The organism is Pseudomonas sp. COW5 (assembly GCF_026240005.1).
Lineage (GTDB): Bacteria > Pseudomonadota > Gammaproteobacteria > Pseudomonadales > Pseudomonadaceae > Aquipseudomonas > Aquipseudomonas kribbensis.
This window is the reverse complement of sequence record NZ_JAPHVP010000001.1, coordinates 448585-468600: the sequence shown is the minus strand read 5'-3', so window position 1 is coordinate 468600 and position 20016 is coordinate 448585. Positions and strand designations below refer to the sequence as shown.

General features: G+C 60.0%; 16 protein-coding genes and 2 tRNA genes. 10 read left to right on the top strand and 8 right to left on the bottom strand.

Features of this window, described 5'->3' with window-relative positions; genetic code table 11:
- Positions 1 to 185 precede the first annotated feature (185 nt).
- Complete coding sequence (locus tag OQ248_RS02010) at positions 186 to 410, bottom strand: hypothetical protein (RefSeq protein WP_007950419.1); 225 nt, start codon at positions 408 to 410, stop codon at positions 186 to 188.
- 952 nt (positions 411 to 1362) lie between these two features.
- Here OQ248_RS02010 and OQ248_RS02005 point away from each other — a divergent pair.
- Positions 1363 to 1686 (top strand): sel1 repeat family protein, encoded by a 324-nt coding sequence (locus OQ248_RS02005; RefSeq protein WP_114881963.1) that lies wholly within the window; start codon positions 1363 to 1365, stop codon positions 1684 to 1686.
- Positions 1687 to 1861: 175 nt separating this feature from the next.
- Positions 1862 to 3226 (top strand): DNA recombination protein RmuC, encoded by a 1365-nt coding sequence (gene rmuC / locus OQ248_RS02000; protein WP_265815052.1) that lies wholly within the window; start codon positions 1862 to 1864, stop codon positions 3224 to 3226.
- A gap of 9 nt (positions 3227 to 3235) precedes the next feature.
- Here rmuC and OQ248_RS01995 read toward each other — a convergent pair whose 3' ends face one another.
- Both OQ248_RS01995 and OQ248_RS01990 read right to left on the bottom strand, forming a co-directional pair.
- Positions 3236 to 6706, bottom strand: a complete 3471-nt coding sequence (locus tag OQ248_RS01995) for a hybrid sensor histidine kinase/response regulator (RefSeq protein ID WP_265811900.1) — start codon at positions 6704 to 6706, stop codon at positions 3236 to 3238.
- Positions 6707 to 6840: 134 nt separating this feature from the next.
- Positions 6841 to 7383, bottom strand: a complete 543-nt coding sequence (locus tag OQ248_RS01990; RefSeq protein ID WP_265811899.1) for a TetR/AcrR family transcriptional regulator — start codon at positions 7381 to 7383, stop codon at positions 6841 to 6843.
- A 91-nt stretch (positions 7384 to 7474) separates the two neighbouring features.
- On the opposite strand from OQ248_RS01990, the gene OQ248_RS01985 reads away from it, so the two are divergent.
- The 4 genes from OQ248_RS01985 (at position 7475) to OQ248_RS01970 (ending at position 12256) form a co-directional block, all read left to right on the top strand.
- The gene (locus tag OQ248_RS01985) at positions 7475 to 8662 is read left to right on the top strand and encodes an MFS transporter (RefSeq protein ID WP_265811898.1); all 1188 of its coding nucleotides are present in this window, start codon (positions 7475 to 7477) and stop codon (positions 8660 to 8662) included.
- A 52-nt stretch (positions 8663 to 8714) separates the two neighbouring features.
- A complete protein-coding gene (locus OQ248_RS01980; protein ID WP_248742967.1) occupies positions 8715 to 9026 on the top strand; it encodes a cupin domain-containing protein in 312 nt (103 codons plus the stop codon).
- A gap of 105 nt (positions 9027 to 9131) precedes the next feature.
- Positions 9132 to 10283, top strand: a complete 1152-nt coding sequence (locus tag OQ248_RS01975; RefSeq protein WP_114881968.1) for a TDT family transporter — start codon at positions 9132 to 9134, stop codon at positions 10281 to 10283.
- 98 nt (positions 10284 to 10381) lie between these two features.
- On the top strand, positions 10382 to 12256 hold the full coding sequence (locus OQ248_RS01970; protein WP_265811897.1) for an MFS transporter: 1875 nt from the start codon (positions 10382 to 10384) through the stop codon (positions 12254 to 12256).
- Positions 12257 to 12378: 122 nt separating this feature from the next.
- Here the strand turns inward: OQ248_RS01970 and sugE are convergent, their stop codons facing one another.
- The 3 genes from sugE to rdgC form a co-directional block, all read right to left on the bottom strand.
- Complete coding sequence (gene sugE, locus OQ248_RS01965; RefSeq protein ID WP_085682912.1) at positions 12379 to 12693, bottom strand: quaternary ammonium compound efflux SMR transporter SugE; 315 nt, start codon at positions 12691 to 12693, stop codon at positions 12379 to 12381.
- Positions 12694 to 12805: 112 nt separating this feature from the next.
- The gene (locus OQ248_RS01960) at positions 12806 to 13771 is read right to left on the bottom strand and encodes a bile acid:sodium symporter family protein (protein WP_265811896.1); all 966 of its coding nucleotides are present in this window, start codon (positions 13769 to 13771) and stop codon (positions 12806 to 12808) included.
- A gap of 74 nt (positions 13772 to 13845) precedes the next feature.
- Positions 13846 to 14766: a recombination-associated protein RdgC gene (gene rdgC / locus OQ248_RS01955; RefSeq protein ID WP_007950430.1), complete on the bottom strand. Its 921-nt coding sequence runs from the start codon at positions 14764 to 14766 to the stop codon at positions 13846 to 13848.
- Between the two features lie 159 nt (positions 14767 to 14925).
- On the opposite strand from rdgC, the gene OQ248_RS01950 reads away from it, so the two are divergent.
- Together OQ248_RS01950 and OQ248_RS01945 are read left to right on the top strand one after the other, a co-directional pair.
- Positions 14926 to 15001, top strand: a tRNA-Val gene (locus tag OQ248_RS01950).
- 19 nt (positions 15002 to 15020) lie between these two features.
- Positions 15021 to 15097, top strand: a tRNA-Asp gene (locus OQ248_RS01945).
- Between the two features lie 145 nt (positions 15098 to 15242).
- Here OQ248_RS01945 and OQ248_RS01940 read toward each other — a convergent pair.
- Both OQ248_RS01940 and OQ248_RS01935 read right to left on the bottom strand, forming a co-directional pair.
- On the bottom strand, positions 15243 to 16379 hold the full coding sequence (locus OQ248_RS01940) for a catalase family protein (RefSeq protein WP_265815051.1): 1137 nt from the start codon (positions 16377 to 16379) through the stop codon (positions 15243 to 15245).
- Between the two features lie 26 nt (positions 16380 to 16405).
- A complete protein-coding gene (locus tag OQ248_RS01935) occupies positions 16406 to 18214 on the bottom strand; it encodes a di-heme-cytochrome C peroxidase (protein WP_265811895.1) in 1809 nt (602 codons plus the stop codon).
- A 270-nt stretch (positions 18215 to 18484) separates the two neighbouring features.
- Between OQ248_RS01935 and OQ248_RS01930 the strand changes: the two genes are divergently transcribed.
- Both OQ248_RS01930 and OQ248_RS01925 read left to right on the top strand, forming a co-directional pair.
- Positions 18485 to 19201 carry an FKBP-type peptidyl-prolyl cis-trans isomerase gene (locus OQ248_RS01930; protein WP_201227346.1) on the top strand — a complete coding sequence of 239 codons (717 nt, stop codon included), beginning with the start codon at positions 18485 to 18487 and terminating at the stop codon, positions 19199 to 19201.
- A 294-nt stretch (positions 19202 to 19495) separates the two neighbouring features.
- Positions 19496 to 19951, top strand: coding sequence for a YkvA family protein (locus tag OQ248_RS01925; RefSeq protein ID WP_114881973.1), 456 nt, complete (start codon positions 19496 to 19498; stop codon positions 19949 to 19951).
- Positions 19952 to 20016 lie beyond the last annotated feature (65 nt).

The window sequence follows — 20016 nt, the reverse complement described above, 5'->3', positions numbered from 1 at the left end:
CGCTTGAGTTGAAGTGTAGTGTCATATTCGCGACGTAAAGGCCTGTTTTTAAAATATTTCCGGCGAGCAGTTATAACCGTTATATCGGTTGGTGCTTAACCGGGAAGGGTAAAAAGAGAAACATCGGGCAATAAAAAGCCCCGCATTTCAGGCGGGGCTTTTGCTTTTGCAGCCATTTCGGCCTCTCAGGCGATCAATGCCTGACGGGTGCGATCAATCACGGCCTGCAGCGGTTCGGCGCTGGAGTATTGATCAGGGTACAGACGCTCGCTGTGGCGGGCGATCCCGTGTTCATTGACCACGGTGAAGCTGAAGCAGCCTTTGCGAGCGGCCATGATCAGGCAGTTCATTGGAGCAAAAGCGTTGGTTAGGGTGCGAATGGCATCCTGAGTCTGGATTTGAGTAGACATAGTTATTAGGTGTTCCTACAAATGACACGGATAAGAACCGTGCAACGTTAAAACGTTCCAGTAACGCAGACCACCATTGGTCGAACGAAGAACCCGACTGGAACAAAGCAGCCAGTTTGAAGCGCTGACAAGTTGGCGCGCTTGGGCTGGCAGGTAGGTACTTAGGAGGACAGGCAACACATCGAGGGCAGAGGTTCTGGGCCCGGGGTGAAGATCCTGATCAATTTGCAGGTTGGTTCGGTCAGAGTAAGGATTCTTTGCAACATCCTTTGATTCGGCTCAAAGGCTGTGTCGTCGCAAGATTTACCTGGAAACCATCGAGGGGTCGGACCCGCTTTTTCGGTAGAGGCTTCTCTGGGAGAAGGCTGACCGTGGGGGTTGTTCGACCGGAATTGACTTTCAGCTTGGTACTAACGCCGCGGATACTAACGGAACACATCAAGGAAGGCAAACCTGATTTTTAAAAAGAACAGACGGACTGTTCCTTGAGCCCCGGCCCCGCCCCGATTTGGCTCACATTCCGACCGTCGGTCGTAGCGGTGGGCAAGCCTGACAAGCACAGAGCCGGGGCTTATCCCCAACCCGGCTGGCAAAACGACCCGAAAAAGCGCACCGATATAACCGCGTAACAGGTACTTGTGCACATTAGTTGCGCGGACGGTAACGACGCTGTCACATCGAACCTGACCCCGGTGGCTGCCTGTAACGAAAGTTTAAGTCAATGAAAAACATCGGTTTTTTTTACTGGTGAAAAAATCGTCAGTTTGACTGCGGGCCCCATTCCACAAGGCTTTGCGGCGACTCGGGGGCGGTTGTCCACTGAGTTATCCACAGCTTCTGTGGATTGTCCCGAGCGCTTGCTCTAGCACGGGCGTGCCGGGTTTTTTTCGACTTTACCTGTGCGAAAAAAAGAGTAGAGTGGCGCGCCTTCCGATCTGTCCCACAGTGCTTTATGAAGTTTCGTTCATCTCCAGATTCTGTTACTTCCCAACCCCCTCGTGTTACCGCTCCCAAGCGATTTTCCGTGCGCGTGGCCGAATGGCTGCTCGACAGCCCGCGCCTGGGCGACAGCCAGAACGCCAAGCACCTCGCCGGCCGCCTGCTCAAGCAACCGGCCCGGGAAGGCGTGGTGGTGGCGCAAAGTCGCCTTGGACAGTTGATGTGCCGTGAGTGTGGCAACGCGCGGGATCGTCGTATCGGCCAGGACCTGCTGCGTCAGGCTGCCCGTGCGGGTGATCGGCGTGCGCAACAGGAACTCGGCCTGATCGAAGACTGAGCTGTCCAAGACCTGACGCCTTGGTTAACCTTCAGGCTTTATCGGATCGGCGGGAATCACTATGGCGATGGACTTGACCAGCATCTTGCTCGGCTTGGCAGGCGCGGCGTTACCGCTGCTGGCGCTGGCCTGGCAGCTGCAGCGCCGGGCCAGTCATGGCGAGTCCGAAGTTGCGTTGCTCGAAGAGCGCCTGGCCATGGCGCAGATGGCCCAGGACGGCCTCAACGCCCAGCTCGAAGCCTGTCGCGACGAAATCGCCGACCTCGGCCAGGCCAATGCCGCCAAACAGGCCGATCTCGCGGCCGTGCGCCGGGAAGTCGAACTGTTGCAGATCGAGCGCGACGACGCCCGTGATGCCGCCCATGCCTGGAACCTCGAACGTGCCAACAAGGAAGCCGAACTGCGGCGCCTGGACGCTCAGGCCGCTTCATTGAATGCCGAGCTGCGCGAGCAGCAGGAAAGCCATCAGCAGCGTCTCGATGACCTGCAAGGCTCCCGTGACGAGTTACGCGCCCAGTTCGCCGAGCTGGCGGGCAAGATCTTCGACGAGCGTGAACAGCGTTTCGCCGAAACCAGCCAGCAGCGTCTCGGGCAGTTGCTCGATCCTTTGAAAGAACGTATCCAGTCCTTCGAAAAACGCGTCGAGGAAAGCTATCAGGCCGAAGCCCGCGAGCGCTTCTCGCTGGCCAAGGAACTGGAGCGTCTGCAACAGCTGAACCTGCGCCTGAGCGATGAAGCCACCAACCTGACCCGCGCCCTGAAAGGCCAGAAAACCCAGGGCAACTGGGGCGAGCTGATCCTGGAACGAGTGCTGGAACATGCCGGGCTGGAGAAGGGCCGAGAGTACCAGACTCAGGTCAACCTCAAGGGCCCCGACGGTGAGCGCTTCCAGCCGGACGTGATCATTTACCTGCCGGGCGACAAGCAGGTGGTGGTCGACTCCAAGGTCAGCCTCACGGCGTACCAGCAATATGTGGCGGCGGACGACGATGCCATCGGCCAGATCGCCATGAAGCAGCACGTACTGTCGCTGCGCAGTCACGTCAAAGGCCTGGCCGGAAAAGACTACAAGCGTCTGGAAGGCCTGCACAGCCTCGATTTTGTCTTGCTGTTCGTGCCCATCGAAGCGGCGTTTTCCGCAGCGCTGCAAGCCGAGCCGACGCTGTTCCAGGAAGCCTTCGACCGCAATATCGTGATCGTCAGCCCGACCACGCTGCTCGCCACCCTGCGGGTCATCGACAGCCTGTGGAAACAGGAACGCCAGAGCCAGAACGCCCGGGAAATCGCCGAGCGTGCCGGATGGCTGTACGACAAGTTCGTGCTGTTCATTCAGGATCTGGATGAAGTCGGCAATCGTCTGCAGCAACTGGACAAAGCCTACAGCGCAGCGCGAAACAAACTGACAGAAGGGCGCGGCAATCTGGTCAGCCGCAGCGAACAGCTCAAATTACTCGGTGCACGAGCCAGCAAGAGCCTGCCGGCGGATCTGCTGGAGCGCGCCATGACCGATGCCGACGGTCTGGTCGAACTGCCTGAATAAGCCGCTCTTCTAGAGCGGCAAATAGCGACTCAACAACGCACGCAAAGCCGCCGGTTTCACCGGTTTGGCCAGATAATCCAGCCCCGCCGCGTGCACCTGCGCCACGGTTTTCGGGTGCCCGTCGGCGCTGATCACCACGCCGGGCACCGGTTCGCCCAGGCTCGTGCGCAACCAGGCCATCAGGTCGGTACCGGTTTCGCCGTGATCGAGGTGGAAGTCCACCAGCGCCAGTTGCGGCCGTACGCCATCGCTCAGCAACGCCGCGCATTCCTCGCGGTTGCGCGCCGTCCACACCTGACAACCCCAACGCGTGAGCAGGCTGTTCATGCCGATCAGGATGCTGTCTTCGTTGTCGATGCACAGCACCTGCGCGCCACTGTGCAGCTTGCCGTTGAGTTCGACCGCCGCGCCCGGCTGCGCAGTCTGCGTCCGCGCCAGCGGCACCCGCACACTGAACACGCTGCCGCGTCCCGGCCATGAACGTACGCGCAAGGTGTGCCCGAGCACCCGGCACAAGCCGTCGGCAATCGCCAGGCCCAGGCCAAGTCCTTTCTCGGCACGTGTCTGGTGGCTGTCGAGGCGTTTGAACTCTTCGAAAATCACTTGTTGCTTGTCTTCCGGAATCCCCGGCCCGCGATCCCAGACCTCCAGGCAAACCTCGCCCTGACGCCGGCGCACGCCTAGCAACACCGGGCCTTTGGCATAGCGGAAGGCGTTGGTCAGGAAGTTTTGCAGGATCCGTCGCAGCAACTTGATGTCGCTGTCGATGCGCAAGTGACTGCCGCGTACCCGGAAGCTCAAGCCCTGTTCCTGCGCCAGAACCTTGAACTCGGCACCGAGGGTGTCGAACAGTTCATTCACCGCGAACGGCTTGCGATCCGGGTTGATCTTGCCGTTTTCCAGGCGGGAAATGTCCAGCAGGTCGCTGATCAGGTCTTCGGCCGAACGCAGCGAACTGTCCAGATGCTGCACCAGTTTCTGCGCCTCGCCGCTCAAACCATCGTCCTGATGGGAGAGGGCGGCGGAGAACAGCCGTGCGGCGTTCAAGGGTTGCATCAAGTCGTGGCTGACCGCCGCAAGGAAGCGGGTTTTCGACTGGTTGGCCGCCTCGGCATTACCCTTGGCTTCCGTCAGCGCGACGTTGAGTTGCGACAGTTCCTGAGTCCGCTCGCTGACCCGTTGCTCCAGCCCTTCATTGGCCTCGGTCAGTGCCTGTTCGGCTTCGCGGAATGCGGTAATGTCAGTGAAACTCATGACGAAACCGCCGCCGGGCATGGGGTTTCCGATCAGTTCGATCACCCGGCCATTGGGGAACAGTCGCTCGGAGGTGTGGGCGCGGCCCTGACGCATCCAGTGAAGGCGTCGGGCGACGTGGACTTCCGCTTCGCCGGGGCCGCACAAGCCGCGTTCGGCGTTGTAGCGAATGATGTCGGCAATCGGTCGGCCGACGCTGATCAAGCCGTCCGGGTAGTTGAACAGCTCCAGATAGCGGCGGTTCCAGGCCACCAGTTTCAGCGACTGGTCGACCACGCTGATGCCCTGGGTGATGTTTTCGATGGCGCCTTGCAGCAGCGCACGGTTGAACTGCAGCACTTCCGAGGCTTCGTCGGCGATCCGGACGACGTCCTCCAGCTGCATTTCCCGACCTTCAATGGCGGCTTTTACTACAGCTCGCGTCGAAGACGCGCCAAGGACACCGGCCAGCAAGCGTTCGGTGTGGGCGATCCATTCGCCGTCGGCGTTCTGGTTCGGGTTGAAGCCTTTGCCTTGGCGATAGGCGAAGCGGATGAAGCTCTGGCGTGCGCGCTCCTCACCGACAAACCGTGCCGCCAGTTGCAGCAAGTCGTCGATCTGCACCGCCAGCATCGAGCGTGCACTCGGCCGTGCGCTGATTTCCTGACCGATGAAGCGCCCGGCCTGCCAGTGTTCCGACACCCGGGTACGGGACAGTACCGAGACCCAGGCGAACAACGTGAAATTACCCGCCAGCGACAGCACCACGCCTTGGGTCAGCGGGGTGATCGGCAGGTTCAAGGGGTTGCTGTGCAACCAGGCCAGGCCGGGGAACGTGTCCAGCGACCAGCCGAGGCTGCGGGCGGCGATCGGCAGAATCAGGGTGTAGAACCAGAGGAATGTACCAGCGGCGAGGCCGGCGAACACGCCCCGGCGGTTGGCCTGTTTCCAGTACAGCGCGCCGAGCATGGCCGGTGCCAGTTGGGTCACTGCGGCGAAGGCGATCTGGCCGATGGTCGCCAGGCTCGCGGTGGAGCCGAGCAGGCGGTAGCTGACGTAAGCCAGCAACAGAATGACCACGATGCTGACCCGGCGTACCGAGAGCATCCACTGACGGAACACTTCGAACGGCCGCTCGGCGTTGTTGCGGCGTAGCAGCCAGGGCAACAGCATGTCGTTGGAGACCATGGTCGACAGCGCCACGCTCGCGACGATTACCATGCCGGTGGCCGCTGAGGCGCCGCCAATGAACGCCAGCATCGCCAGCGCCGGGTGGGCCTGGGCCAGCGGCAGGCTGATGACGAAAGAATCCGGGATTACAGAGCTCGGCAACATCATCTGACCGGCCAGCGCGATCGGAACTACAAACAGTGCGGCCAAGGCCAGATAAGTCGGGAACACCCACTTGGCCAGACGCAGATCCTGGGGGTCGATGTTCTCCACTACTGTCACATGGAACTGCCGGGGCAAACAGATGATTGCCATCATCGCCACACCGGTCTGCACCACCATCGAGGGCCAGTTGATGGTTTCTTTCCAGTATTCCTCAAGGCGCGGGGCGAGCATCGCCTGATTGAACAGGTCGTCGAAGCCGTCATACAGGCCATAGGTGACGAAGGCGCCGACGGCGAGGAAGGCGAACAGCTTCACCAGCGACTCGAACGCAATCGCCAGCACCATGCCCCGGTGGTGCTCGGTAGCGTCGAGGTTGCGCGTGCCGAAGACGATGGTGAACAGCGCCAGCACCAGCGACACGATCAGCGCCGTGTCCTGGGCGCGGGTGCCCATGGCGTCGGCGCCGGCGCCGATCAACAGGTTCACGCCGAGGACAATGCCTTTGAGTTGCAAGGCTATATAAGGCAGGACGCCGACCAGACAGATCAGCGCCACGACCACTGCCAGCGATTGGGACTTGCCGTAGCGGGCGGCGATGAAGTCGGCGATGGAAGTGATGTTCTCCTGCTTGCTGATCATCACCATTTTTTGCAGGACCCACGGCGCGCCCAGCAACAGCAGGATCGGCCCGAGGTAAATCGGCAGGAATGACCACAGTTGTTCGGCGGCCTGACCGACCGCGCCGAAGAACGTCCAGCTGGTGCAGTAGACCGCCAGCGACAGGCTGTACACCCAGGCACGCATCCGCGGCGGCAACGGCGCGCTGCGACGGTCGCCGTAGAAGGCGATGGCGAACATGATGGCCATATAGGCCAGGGCGACGGCGGCGATCAGCCCGGTGGACAACGACATGGAGCACTCCCGACAAAATACGACCGGACTCGCGCCCGGCCAGACAGTCTCGCATGTGCGCGGCGGTTAGTCAGTGTCGACCAAGGTCGTGGCGTGGCGGGGTGTCGCAGGAACAGAACCGGGCAGTTCCGTGGTCAGTCCGGCTTGAGCGCGATGTCGATCAAGCGGTGAAGTTCTTCGACTTCCAGCGGTGCTGCCGAAAAGAGAATGCGGAACACCACCGGGGACACCACCAGATTGATCAGCCGATCCACGCTCGGCGCCGGTTCCTCGGGGTGGCGCTTGATGATGGTCTGCAACTGCGCGCCGATGATCGTCACGCAATAACCTGGCGTCGCGCTCGCCTGCACGTCGCGCATCATGTTACGCCCGGGTTCCGAACTCATTTCGTCGAGATATTGTTCGGCCCACGCACGGATATCGCTGCGCAGGCTGCCGGTTTCAGCCGGTTCGCTGTCGGGGCGCATGCGGGCGAGGGCGACGTCAGCCAGCAAGGCGGCCAGATCTCCCCAGCGTCGATAAATCGTCGATGGCGTCACGCCCGCACGCGCCGCGATTTGCGGAACGGTCACCGTTGAGCGCTCCTGTTCTTGCAGGAGTGCGCGGACTGCCGAGTGAATCGACTCTTGCACCCGGGCACTGCGACCGCCCGGGCGTAAACCTTCTTTAATAGCCATGCGGCAGACCTTAACACAAAGAATTTGCTTTAAGCGCAAGCCAAGAGCACACTCCGCAAAAGCAAAAAATTAGCTTTTGCGGAGTGTGCCCATGACCAGCCTTGCTTCCCACCGTTCCAGCCTGTGGTTTCTGGCGATCACCTTACTCAGTTTTCTCGCGGCTTCCACCGCGCCGACGCCGTTGTATCACCTGTATCAGGACCACTTGCATTTCTCGGCAGCGGTGCTGACCCTGATTTTCGGCGTTTACGCGCTGAGTCTGCTGGCCGCGCTGCTGACGGTCGGCTCGCTGTCGGATCATTTGGGACGCAAGCCGGTGATTTTCACCGCAGTTGTCCTGAACGCCCTGGCGATGTTGCTGTTTATCTACGCCGACAGCGTCGGCTGGCTGATCGGTGCGCGAGTGCTGCAGGGTTTTGCCACCGGCATGGCCACCGCCGTGTTGAGCGCGACGCTGCTGGACACTGACCGTCAACAAGGGCCGCTGATCAACAGCGTGGCACCGTTGCGTGGCATGGCGCTAGGTTCGATGGGCTGCGGTTTGCTGGTGGAATTCGCGCCTGCACCACTGCAACTGACCTATTGGCTGCTGCTCGTGCTGTTTGTGTTGCAAGGCGTTTATGTCTGGCGCTTGCCGGAAAGCGTCTCGCCGCAAGCCGGGGCATGGGCCTCGCTGCGGCCGACCCTGCATGTGCCGGTTCAGGCGCGCTCGACGCTATGGCGAGTATTGCCGCTGAACACCGCGACCTGGGCGCTCGGCGGTTTCTATGCCTCGCTCGCTCCGTCGCTGGTACGCACGGCGACCGGTTCGACTTCCAATCTGATCGGCGGCGCGACCGTGGCGGCGTTGACCGTGACCGGTGCGTTGATGATTTTCACCTTGCGCAATCGTCCGGCTTCCCGGGCGCTGCAACTTGGCGCTAGCCTGTTGCCGGCCGGCATCGTGCTGATGCTGCTGGGCGTGCACAGCGCCAGTCTGTCGTTGTTCTTCTTCGGTACGCTGGTCGCCGGGTGTGGATTCGGCTCCGGGTTTCTGGGGGCGGTGCGCAGTCTGGTGCCGTTGGCGTTGCCCCATGAGCGCGCCGGGTTGATGTCGGCATTCTATGTACTGAGTTACCTGGCGTTCTGTCTGCCGGCGTTGCTGGCCGGGCACTTCACCCACAGCCTTGGCCTGTTGGCGACCACCGATGTGTATGGCGCGGTACTGATCGTACTGGCGGTCGGTGCGCTGTTGATGAGTTTCCGCCCGCAAGCGGTCAAGACCTGCAACGCGCCATAAACCTGCGGATTCGGTTAGCCTTGGCCAGCCCATTCTTCTCACGGACCGATTCATGAAGATTATCCGCAGCAAGTCCTTCACTGCCGAGCGTGCCTGGGGCGCGCTCGACATCGCCAACATGAACGGCATCACCACGCGCCTGCACTGGACCGATCAGCCTTATAAATGGCACGTCAACGATGGTGAGGAAGTGTTCGTGGTGCTCGACGGTCAGGTGCTCATGCGCTACCGCGAAGAGGGCGAAGAAAAGCAGGTGCAGCTCGATGTCGGCGACATCTTCTATGCGTCCGTCGGCACCGAGCATGTTGCCCACCCGCAAGGCGCCGCGCGGATTCTGGTGATCGAGACTGAAGGCAGCGTCTAGGCCTATATCTGTAAAATAGATAACAGTTAGAGAAATTACCCGTTATATAGATATTCGATTCGGTTCTACCATGGACTCAACCTCACCTGAGGACAGGAGTTCATGATGATTTGCCCCAACAGTGCCAAACCCGGTATCAAGCCTTTCAGCCAGCTTCAGCATCCGCGTGAAGTGATCCGTCAATTCACACCGAACTGGTTCGCCGCGACCATGGGTACCGGTGTGCTGGCGTTGGCGCTGGCGCAATTGCCCGTCGCCATCCCGGGGCTGCACGCCGTGGCCGAAGGGCTGTGGATGTTCAACATTCTATTGTTCGTGCTGTTTACCGCTGCCTACGCCGCGCGCTGGATTTTGTTCTTCGACGAGGCGCGGCGGATTTTCGGCCACTCCACGGTTTCGATGTTCTTCGGCACCATTCCCATGGGGCTGGCAACCATCATCAATGGGTTTTTGCTGTTCGGTCTGCCGCGCTGGGGCGAGGGTGTCATTCATCTGGCCGAAGTGCTGTGGTGGCTGGACGTGGCGATGTCGCTGGCCTGCGGTGTGCTGATTCCCTACATGATGTTTACCCGTCAGGAACACAGCATTGATCAGATGACCGCCGTCTGGCTGTTGCCGGTGGTGGCGGCAGAAGTGGCGGCGGCCAGCGGTGGACTGCTCGCGCCGCATCTCGCCGACGCGCACTCGCAACTGGTAGTGCTGACGACCAGCTACGTGCTCTGGGCGTTTTCCCTGCCGGTGGCCTTCAGCATTCTGACCATCCTGCTGTTGCGCATGGCCCTGCACAAACTGCCCCACGAAAACATGGCGGCGTCGAGCTGGCTCGCATTGGGGCCGATTGGCACCGGTGCCCTGGGCATGTTGTTGCTGGGCGGCGATGCGCCAGCGATCTTCGCGGCCAACGGCCTGCCGGGGATCGGTGAAATCGCTTCGGGCCTGGGCCTCGTGGCCGGGATCACGCTCTGGGGTTTTGGTCTGTGGTGGATGTTGATGGCGCTGCTGATCACCGTGCGCTACCTGCGCGACGGCATCCCGTTCAACCTTGGCTGGTGGGGTTTTACCTTCCCGTTGGGCGTGTATTCGCTGGCGACTCTGAAACTGGGCAGCACGTTGAACCTGACTTTCTTCAGCGTGGCCGGTTGTGTGCTGGTGACGTTGTTGGCGGTGATGTGGCTGATTGTCGGCAAGCGCACGCTGCAAGGCGCGTGGCGCGGCGAGCTGTTTGTTTCGCCGTGCATTGCAGGTTTGAAGAAATAACCTGAAAAGTTTAGGTAAGGTGTGGCCTGGATCGCGGATCGACATTCCAATAAACGTATCCAGGCCATTCGTTACCCAACATCAGGGACACACGGAAGATGAGTCACCCCTCACAGTTCAACCTGCTGCGTACCCGGCGCTTCCTGCCGTTCTTCATCACCCAGTCGCTGGGCGCGTTCAACGACAACGTGTTCAAGCAGTCGCTGATCCTCGCCATTCTCTACCGGCTGACCATCGAAGGTGACCGCTCGATCTGGGTCAACCTGTGTGCGCTGCTGTTTATTCTGCCGTTCTTTCTGTTTTCGGCGCTGGCCGGGCAGTTCGGCGAAAAGTTCGCCAAGGATGCGCTGATCCGTCTGATCAAACTGGCGGAAATCGCCATCATGGCCGTGGGATCCGTCGGTTTCCTGTTCGATCACCTGTCGCTGATGCTGGTGGCGCTGTTCGCCATGGGCACGCACTCGGCGCTGTTCGGGCCGGTGAAGTATTCGATCCTGCCGCAGGCCTTGCACGAGGATGAGCTGGTCGGCGGCAACGGTCTGGTGGAAATGGGCACGTTCCTCGCGATCCTCGCCGGCACCATCGGCGCCGGGGTCATCATGTCCTCGTCGCACTATGCGCCGCTGGTGTCCACTGCGATTGTCGGCATCGCCGTACTCGGTTACCTCGCCAGCCGCAGCATTCCCCGGGCGGCGGCCGCCTCACCGGAAATGCGCCTGAACTGGAACATCTTCAGTCAGTCCTGGGCCACGCTGAAACTCGGGCTGGGCCAGACGCCTGCAGTGTCACGCTCGATTGTCGGCAACTCGTGGTTCTGGTTTGTCGGGGCGATTTATCTGACACAGATTCCGGCTTACGCGAAGGAATGGATGCACGGCGACGAAACCGTGGTCACCTTGATTCTCACGGTGTTTTCGGTCGGTATCGCCCTCGGTTCGATGCTTTGCGAGAAGCTTTCCGGGCGCAAGGTCGAGATCGGTCTGGTGCCGTTCGGCTCGTTCGGCCTGACGGTTTTCGGGCTGTTGCTGTGGTGGCATTCCGGTGGAATCCCGGAGAGTGCCGTTGGCCACAGCTGGACTGAAGTCCTCGGTTTCGGTCACACCTGGGCCGTGCTGGTCGACATCCTCGGCCTCGGCATCTTTGGCGGTTTCTACATCGTGCCGCTGTATGCGCTGATCCAGTCGCGCACCGCCGAGAACGAGCGGGCGCGGGTGATTGCCGCCAACAACATTCTCAACGCGCTGTTCATGGTGATTTCGGCCATCGTCTCCATCGTGTTGCTGAGCGTGGTCAAGCTGTCGATTCCACAGCTGTTCCTGGTGGTGTCGCTGCTGAACATCGGCGTCAACGCCTACATCTTCAAGATCGTCCCCGAGTTCAGCATGCGTTTCATGATCTGGCTGCTCAGCCATTCCATGTACCGCGTCGAGCATCGCAACCTGGAAGCGATTCCCGACGAGGGCGCGGCGTTGCTGGTGTGCAACCACGTTTCGTTCGTCGATGCGTTGCTGATTGGCGGCGCGGTGCGTCGGCCGATTCGCTTTGTCATGTACTACAAGATCTACAACCTGCCGGTGCTGAATTTTATCTTCCGCACGGCGGGGACCATTCCGATCGCCGGACGCCAGGAAGACATCCAGATCTACGAAAAGGCCTTCACCCGGATTGCCGAGTATCTGAAGGACGGTGAGCTGGTGTGCATCTTCCCCGAAGGCAAGTTGACCGCTGACGGTGAGATCAACGAGTTCAAGGGCGGGCTGACGCGGATTCTCGAAGAGACACCGGTGCCGGTGATTCCCCTGGCGTTGCAGGGGTTGTGGGGGAGTTTCTTCAGTCGCGATCCCAATAAAGGACTGTTTCACCGCTTGTGGTCGCGGGTGACGCTGGTGGCGGGTTCGCCAGTAGCGGTCGAGGCGGCGCAGCCTGCCGAGTTGCAGGCGCTGGTGGGAGAGTTGCGCGGGACAGTCAGATAATCATTGGCTGTGCTGGCCTCATCGCGGGCAAGCCCGGCTCCCACAGGATCTTCAGTGAACATGGATTTTGTGTACACCCGGAAAACTGTGGGAGCGGGCTTGCCCGCGATGAGGCCAGTGGCTTAAGCGCTGACCTTGAGTCCGATCAATCCGGTGATGATCAGTGCAACGCTGGCCAGCCGAATCAACGCCATCGACTCACCAAACAGAATGATCCCGGCAATCACCGTGCCCACGGCACCGACGCCAGTCCAGATCGCGTAAGCCGTGCCCAGCGGCAGTTCCTTCATCGCCAGACCCAACAGACCAAGGCTGACCGCCATGGCGGCGACGGTGAGAACAGTCGGAAGTGGACGGGTGAAGCCATCGGTGTATTTCAGGCCGACGGCCCAGCCGACTTCGAACAGGCCGGCGAAAAACAGAATGATCCAGGACATGAAAGACCTCCATCGATTGACGGGGCCGTCCCCGGATTGAAAACTCGATTGAGCCGCAGGGTCGTCCCCGCGTGGCGCACATAGTACCTAAAAATGTGCGCCGGAGACCCGGTCAGTCTGCAGGCTGCCGAGCCAGAGCCTCACGATCTTCCTTCTCGCTCATGCGTCGGAAGTACGTCGAAAGCAGCGCCCCGGAAATGTTGTGCCACACACTGAACAGCGCGCTCGGAACCGCCGCCAAAGGCGAAAAGTGCGCACTGGCCAACGCGGCACCCAGCCCCGAGTTCTGCATCCCGACTTCCAACGCCAGAGACTTGCGCTGAGCCAGCGGCAAGCCGAACAGTCGCCCGGTGAAATAACCCAGCAAGTAGCCGAAGCTGTTGTGCAGCATCACCACGGCCATGATCAGCAGGCCGGATTCGGCGATTTTCGCCTGACTGGCAGCCACCACGGCGGCGACGATGATCACGATGCTGATCACTGACACCAGCGGCAAAACCTCCACCGCGTGACGAACCCTGTCACCGAGCAAGCGTTGCGCGACGACACCGAGCACGATCGGCAGCAGCACCACTTGCAGAATCGACCAGAACAATTCCATGAACGAAACCGGCAACCAGGCCGAGGCCAGCAGCCAGATCAGCGCCGGCGTCAGGAATGGGGCGAGGAGGGTGGTGACGGCAGCGATGGCCACCGACAGCGCCAGATCGCCCCGAGCCAGCCAGGTCATGACGTTCGAGGACGTGCCGCTCGGACAGCAACCGACCAGAATCACCCCGACGGCGATTTCCGGCGGTAGATGGAAAATCTGGCAGAGCAACCACGCCATCCCCGGCATGATCACGAAATGTGCAACCACACCCAGCGCCACGCGCCATGGATGGCGGGCGACGGCGGCGAAGTCGTCGAGTTTGAGGGTCAGGCCCATGCCGAACATCACCAGCCCGAGCAGCGGCACGATTGCGCCTTTCAGGTTAAGGAACCACGCCGGTTGCAGAAACGCGACCACGGCGAAAATCAGAACCCAGTAAGCGAAGGTATTGCCGACAAAACGACTCAGTGCAGCCAGTGCGCGCATGGCCTGTTCCTTATTATGTGAAAACGCCACCGAAGCGGTGGCGTTTGAAGATAACTCAAAGACTGCGCAGAGGCTTAGATCCCCTGCGGCGTCTCTTCACCACCCAGTGCTTCAACCAGTGCCGGCAGGAAGTCGCCGAAGGTCAGCATCATCAGGGTGAAGCTGGCGTCCAGTTGGCCGAGGGCTTCATCGCCGCCGTCCTGTTCCGCTTGATCCTGCAGCAGGTCTTCGAACTTCAGGCGTTTGACGGTCATCTTGTCGTCGAGCATGAACGACAGTTTGTCCTGCCAGGCCAGCGACAGTTGAGTCACTACTTTGCCGGTGCTCAGGTGCAGCTGGATTTCTTCGCTGGTCAGGTCCTGACGCTTGCAGCGCACGATGCCGCCATCTTCGTGGGTGTCGCGCAGTTCGCACTCGTCCAGCACGAAGAAGTCCGGAGCGGCTTGCTGCGTGGTGACCCATTCGGTCATCACGGCGGTCGGTGCGGTTTTCACGGTCAGCGGGCGAACCGGCAGGGTGCCGATCACTTCACGCAGGGTGGAGAGCAGGTCTTCGGCGCGTTTCGGGCTGGCCGAGTTGACCAGGATCAGGCCCTGTTTCGGCGCAATGGCGGCGAAGGTCGACGAGCGGCGGATGAAAGCGCGCGGCAGGAAGGCCTGGATGATTTCATCCTTGATCTGATCGCGTTCCTTTTTATAGACCTTGCGCATCTGCTCGGCTTCAATCTCTTCGACCTTTTCCTTTACGGCGTCACGCACGACGCTGCCTGGCAGAATGCGTTCTTCTTTACGGGCGGAGATCAGCAGGAAGTCACCGCTGACGTGCACCAGTGGTGCATCTTCGCCCTTGCCGAACGGCGCAACGAAACCGTAGGTGGTCAACTCCTGGCTTGCACATGGACGCGCCAGTTTGGTGGCCAGTGCAGTTTCCAGCGCCTCGGCATCGACAGGCAGGTCTTGGGTCAGGCGATAGATAAGCAGGTTCTTGAACCACATGGGGTGAGTCTCTCCTTTATACAAAGGGGGGCATTATTGTCTTCGCCGGGTCATAGGCCAACCCTTCTCTAAGCCTTTGGAAGGCCTGAGAAAATTATTTAAAAAAGTGCTTGCCAGAGGTTGGGTCGCTCCGTAGAATGCGCGCCACACCGAAGCGAAGGGTGATTAGCTCAGCTGGGAGAGCGTCTGCCTTACAAGCAGAATGTCGGCGGTTCGATCCCGTCATCACCCACCATTCGTTTCAAGTGTTTAGCGCAGCGGTAGTTCAGTCGGTTAGAATACCGGCCTGTCACGCCGGGGGTCGCGGGTTCGAGTCCCGTCCGCTGCGCCATATTCGGTAACCTGGAACACTGAACGCCAGGTCACCACGGAAAGCCCGCCAAGTGCGGGCTTTTTGCTGTCTGGCGATTGGCTTTTGGCTCGTCCGGGCATGAAAAAAGCGACCTGCGGGTCGCTTTTTTCGTTTCTGCGGTTTGTTACTGGCTGGCGTTGCGGCTATGGCGGTAATCACTTACCGCTTCATACACCGCCTTGCGCAGGCGGTTGATTCCACCAATCGGGCGATGGGCCTCGATGCCGAACCATGGATTGAACGACAGGTTGTCGCATTGCAGGTTCAGGGCCGGGGTGTCGAAGTCCTGCGGGGGCAGGGTGATTTTGGCTACGGTCTGAAATGGACTGTCCTGTTCACGCCACTCAATGCTGGTGTCTTCGATCGGCATGTAATTGTTCGCGTCCTGACGCTGGATCTGCAACACAAAACACGCGGGCACCCGATCCGTGGACAGTTGCTGATTCAACGCACTGCGCAGGAAGTTCGGCAGATCCTGGTTTTGCTGCGGCAGCGTGTAGGCCGGGCAGTTGTCCGGATCCGGCATCACCCGGAACTTCGCATTGGCTTCGCCGAACTTGTAGGGCGATACCGAGAAGTAGGTCGTACGCGTCGGGCTCTCGGGCGGCGGAGAAAGCGTTGCCAGCGCAATGAACAAATGCCTGATCTGCCAGTTTCGCGGGTCCCAGCCCGGAAAGAACGCCATGACCTTCTTGCCGTCAGCCTGCGCCGCCACATTCTGACGATATTCAGCGACATCGCTGACAAAGAAATTCGGATGGCTGAACATCACGAAATCCTGCTCGTGCAGGCCCTGACGGTCACCCAGCAACTGTTTGCCCGGCACATCGAGCAATTTGATCGCCATGCCCCGGGCATCACGGATGCTGTCGAACTGCGGGTAGGCGTTGCCGTTGGACAGACGCATCGTCGCCTGCCAGATCTTGCCCGGCTCGCTGAACACACCGCGCCGCAGATCCTGAGCCAGATCCGGTAGCACCTGCACGTCCGCCTTCACGCAACCGTGGGCCTTGGCATGGGCGTCGCGCAGAAAACGCGTGCTTTCCCGGTGCTGGTCGACAATCCGCACAGCGGTCTGGATCACGTCCTGCGTCATGGCCGCTTCGCCGTCCGGAATCTGCTCCAGTGCCGATACCGGTCCCCGGTGCTCCCAGGTAAACCAGGCGGTGGCCAAAGCCCAGCCGATCAGTCCGATCACCAGCAAAAACAGCAGGGTTTTACCCAGCAACCGCCCCAGCCACAACCAGAATCGCGCCAGCATCGATGGCTTCTTGAATGAATTGAAGATCATGGCAGTTGCGCCTCCAGCGGGCCGCCCAGCACTTTCAGATATTCCAGCAGCGCCCAGCGCTCCTCAGGCTGCAACAATCGTCCGATGACCCCGTTACCACGCTCGCCGGCGCGGAATTCATGGCCACTGTTGTGGTTGCCGGTGATGCGCGTGTCGAACAGGAAAGCGTTGGTAAAGGCTTCGGTGCGATACCCCAGATGCCGAGGGTCGTATTCCAGAGAGCCTTTATAGAAAGTGGTGGAGCGTTCATCCTGCGGCGACAGCAGTTGATACAGGCTCGGCACCGAGCCGTTGTGCAGGAATGGCGGGGTAGCCCATACACCAGCAAGTGGCCGGGCCTTGTAGGCGACTTTTTCCCGGACGCCGATGGGCAGACCGAAGCCGTCGAGTTCCGGTTTTTCCTGCGCTGTGACGCCCGCTTCACGATAAGCGCGGTTTTCAACGAATGCCGTCACGTAAGCCAGGCCCTTGGCCACGGATAACTGGCTGAGATCGAGCGGTTCTTTGGGCGTGGGATGCAGTTTCACGTCCATTTTCTCCAGTTCCGCCGGATTCCATTGCAGCGCCGTCAGGTCGAAACGGTGATTGGCGATGTTGTTGGCCGCGTTAGGATCGGTGCCGATGACATCCACCGGCAGCATGTGCAGATGCTGGACCCAGCGTTCACTTTCCTGCGTCACCCGAGGGACATGGCAGCCAGCACAGTTTTCGGTAAACAGGGCTCGCCCCCTGGCCGCCAATAGTTTGTCGACGTTGCCAAACAGTTCTTCTGGCCAGGCAGGTGGCTGAAGTTTTTGCAGGGTTTCTTCGATCTTGTGCAGATCGCGCACGCGCACGCTCGATGCATAACGTTCATCACCTTGCAGCGGCTGGCCGTTGGCATCGAAGAAATTCAGGGTTGCGCCAACCCCAAGTGCCTCGCCGATGTTGCGCGCCATCGGTTGCTGCGCCGAGCCATTCCATTGCACCCAGTCGAACGTCCACATGTCCCACAGTTGCGGGTAATCCACCGGGGCGTTGGCCACGCGATAGTTGGTGGGGGAGATTGCATCGCCGAAGGTCGCGTTGGCGATTCGTCCGAATGCATCGGTTCGGCCAGGACCTTCCTCGGTGGGATAGAGGCCGCGATGGGTGTCGTTCCACGCCACTTTGAGGAATGTATTCAGCGATCCTTTGAAGTCTTTGCGCAGTTGTTCGCGGCGCGCGTCGTAATCGTTGCCCAATACGTTTCGGGCGAAGCGTTCGAATTTCCATGGGTTGTAGTAAGTGGAGGTCAGACTGGCGACCAGGGCCTGTCCGAAACTGCCTCCGCGCAACGTAGGAACGCTGGAAGGCAATACGTGCTGCGCCGAACCGCCATCAATACGTACTGCCTGGCCATTGAGATGCAGTTCACCGGTGTGGCAGGCCGCGCAGGTGATGTCCAGATATTGCTCGGAGCTGCCCGGATTTTGATGCCGGGTGAAACCCACCGGCAGATTCCCCGGATTATTCGGCGTGGCTTTTTGCTGCGGATCGACCAGAAAACCGAAGCGTGCGAGGTATTCCGGGGACGCGAAACGTTGCTGCGAGAAGGGCAGTTCCAAAGCCTGGAACCACTCATAACGCAGCCCTTTGACCTGGGTGCCTTGCGGCGTGAAGTAATAGGTCTGACGCTGCTCATCGCTCCATTGCTTGAGGTAATGCACTTGTTTTACGGGGGCGGGGAAGGGCAATTTCGGATTGGCGACATAGTAGAGAACCACCGCCAGGACCAGTCCCAGCAGTACCACGATCAGCGTCAGCACACGGAATAAGAGGCGCAAGATGAACATCCTTGTCGAGTTGTTGCGCTGTTATGCCTGAGCCGAGTCGTGTGCGGCAAGTGGCCATTACGCCAAGTGTTGTGGGAAGGGGCGTCGGTCACTGTCAGGGCAAGATGACAGAAGCTTCATCATGGCTTTGCCCAAATGCTTTTTAATCCCTGAACTTATCGGAAGATTCCTGCTCTCATGCCGGTAGCCATTGGTCGTGGCGGCCTGATAAGCTCGCGGCTTTACTCGATTGCCCTTTCGGCGCATGAACAAGGAAATAGCATGAAACAGCATCGGTTGGCGGCGGCGGTTGCCCTGGTTAGCCTGGTCCTCGCGGGTTGTGATTCGCAGACCAGCGTAGAGCTGAAAACCCCGGCGCAAAAAGCTTCCTACGGTATCGGCCTGAACATGGGCAAGAGCCTTGCTCAGGAAGGCATGGATGATCTGGACTCCAAAGCGGTAGCCCAGGGCATCGAAGATGCCGTCGGCAAGAAAGAACAGAAGCTGAAAGATGAAGATCTGGTCGAAGCCTTCGCTGCACTGCAAAAGCGTGCCGAAGAGCGCATGGCCAAGATGAGCGAAGAGTCGGCAGCCGCCGGCAAGAAATTCCTCGAAGAAAACGGCAAGAAAGCCGGCGTGACCACTACCGCTTCCGGTCTGCAGTACGAAGTGGTCAAGAAAGCCGACGGCCCACAGCCCAAGCCTACCGACGTAGTGACCGTTCACTACACCGGCAAGCTGACCAACGGCACCGTATTCGACAGCTCCGTCGAGCGCGGCAGCCCGATCGATCTGCCGGTCAGCGGCGTGATCCCGGGTTGGGTCGAAGGCCTGCAACTGATGCACGTTGGCGAGAAGTACAAGCTGTACATTCCTAGCGATCTGGCTTACGGCGCCCAATCGCCAAGCCCGGCGATTCCGGCCAACTCGGTTCTGGTCTTCGATCTGGAACTGCTGGCCATCAAGGATCCAGCCAAGGAAGACGCCGCAGCCAAGTAATTGGCCCCGGTTTCGACAACAACGCCTCGCTAATGCGGGGCGTTGTTGCATCTGGTCGGCGCCCGGCGTAAACAGACCGAACCGACAGGCGCCACGACAGTCCTAGACTTTGTAGCTGCCCGCGCTAGACGCCCTGAGCCGCCAAGTCAATGAAATATTGGGGTTTTTTATGTGAGTAAAAAACGCCCGATCTGAGCGCAGCCCTTATGAACCGGGGCTCTCAGCGTTGAAATGCAGCTCTGTTCACAAGGTTATCCACAATTTGTGTGGATAACATTTCAACGGGAGAAATAGATGAAAGCTCCATGGAATTTCGCCCGGTTCCTGCCATTGGCCGGACGACTCCTGGCGCGTGGCCGCTTGCCGACACTGTTGTTTGCCGTGGCCAGCAAAGGTGCTGCCCAGGGCAATCGTCTCGGCAAGCTGAAGGATGACCTGCGATTGCTCCAGGCGCTGTGCCTGGCGTACTGGCGTGGCGAGTATCGCGCGATCAGTCCCAAGGCAATGATTTCGGTCGTTGCGGGCCTGATGTACTTCCTCAGTCCGGTGGATGCGATCCCGGATTTCATTCCCGTTTTCGGCATGCTCGATGACATTGCGGTTCTTGCCTGGGTAATGAAAACCCTCGACGACGAGCTCAGTGCGTTCCGTTTGTGGCGCCAACGGCAGGCGCCGGAAAAGCTCAGGGTTGTCGAGCGACTGCCCGATACACCCGAACAGCTTCAGCTTCAGGGCCCGAAAAAGTCCTGAATCGCGACAGCCTCTTATACAGATAGATACCCCCCACGACCTTGGCCGCTGTTAGGATTACACTT

Excerpts from the sequence above, each read along its gene's own strand:
- OQ248_RS01975 (WP_114881968.1), top strand. The coding sequence starts at position 9,132 with ATGATTTGCCCCAACAGTGCCAAACCCGGTATCAAGCCTTTCAGCCAG.
- OQ248_RS01940 (WP_265815051.1), bottom strand. The coding sequence starts at position 16,379 with ATGCTGGCGCGATTCTGGTTGTGGCTGGGGCGGTTGCTGGGTAAAACC.
- OQ248_RS01995 (WP_265811900.1), bottom strand. The coding sequence starts at position 6,706 with ATGTCGTTGTCCACCGGGCTGATCGCCGCCGTCGCCCTGGCCTATATG.
- OQ248_RS01960 (WP_265811896.1), bottom strand. The coding sequence starts at position 13,771 with ATGCGCGCACTGGCTGCACTGAGTCGTTTTGTCGGCAATACCTTCGCT.
- OQ248_RS01990 (WP_265811899.1), bottom strand. The coding sequence starts at position 7,383 with ATGGCTATTAAAGAAGGTTTACGCCCGGGCGGTCGCAGTGCCCGGGTG.
- OQ248_RS01925 (WP_114881973.1), top strand. The coding sequence starts at position 19,496 with ATGAAAGCTCCATGGAATTTCGCCCGGTTCCTGCCATTGGCCGGACGA.
- OQ248_RS01930 (WP_201227346.1), top strand. The coding sequence starts at position 18,485 with ATGAAACAGCATCGGTTGGCGGCGGCGGTTGCCCTGGTTAGCCTGGTC.
- sugE (WP_085682912.1), bottom strand. The coding sequence starts at position 12,693 with ATGTCCTGGATCATTCTGTTTTTCGCCGGCCTGTTCGAAGTCGGCTGG.
- OQ248_RS02010 (WP_007950419.1), bottom strand. The coding sequence starts at position 410 with ATGTCTACTCAAATCCAGACTCAGGATGCCATTCGCACCCTAACCAAC.
- rdgC (WP_007950430.1), bottom strand. The coding sequence starts at position 14,766 with ATGTGGTTCAAGAACCTGCTTATCTATCGCCTGACCCAAGACCTGCCT.
- OQ248_RS01985 (WP_265811898.1), top strand. The coding sequence starts at position 7,475 with ATGACCAGCCTTGCTTCCCACCGTTCCAGCCTGTGGTTTCTGGCGATC.
- OQ248_RS01970 (WP_265811897.1), top strand. The coding sequence starts at position 10,382 with ATGAGTCACCCCTCACAGTTCAACCTGCTGCGTACCCGGCGCTTCCTG.
- OQ248_RS02005 (WP_114881963.1), top strand. The coding sequence starts at position 1,363 with ATGAAGTTTCGTTCATCTCCAGATTCTGTTACTTCCCAACCCCCTCGT.
- OQ248_RS01980 (WP_248742967.1), top strand. The coding sequence starts at position 8,715 with ATGAAGATTATCCGCAGCAAGTCCTTCACTGCCGAGCGTGCCTGGGGC.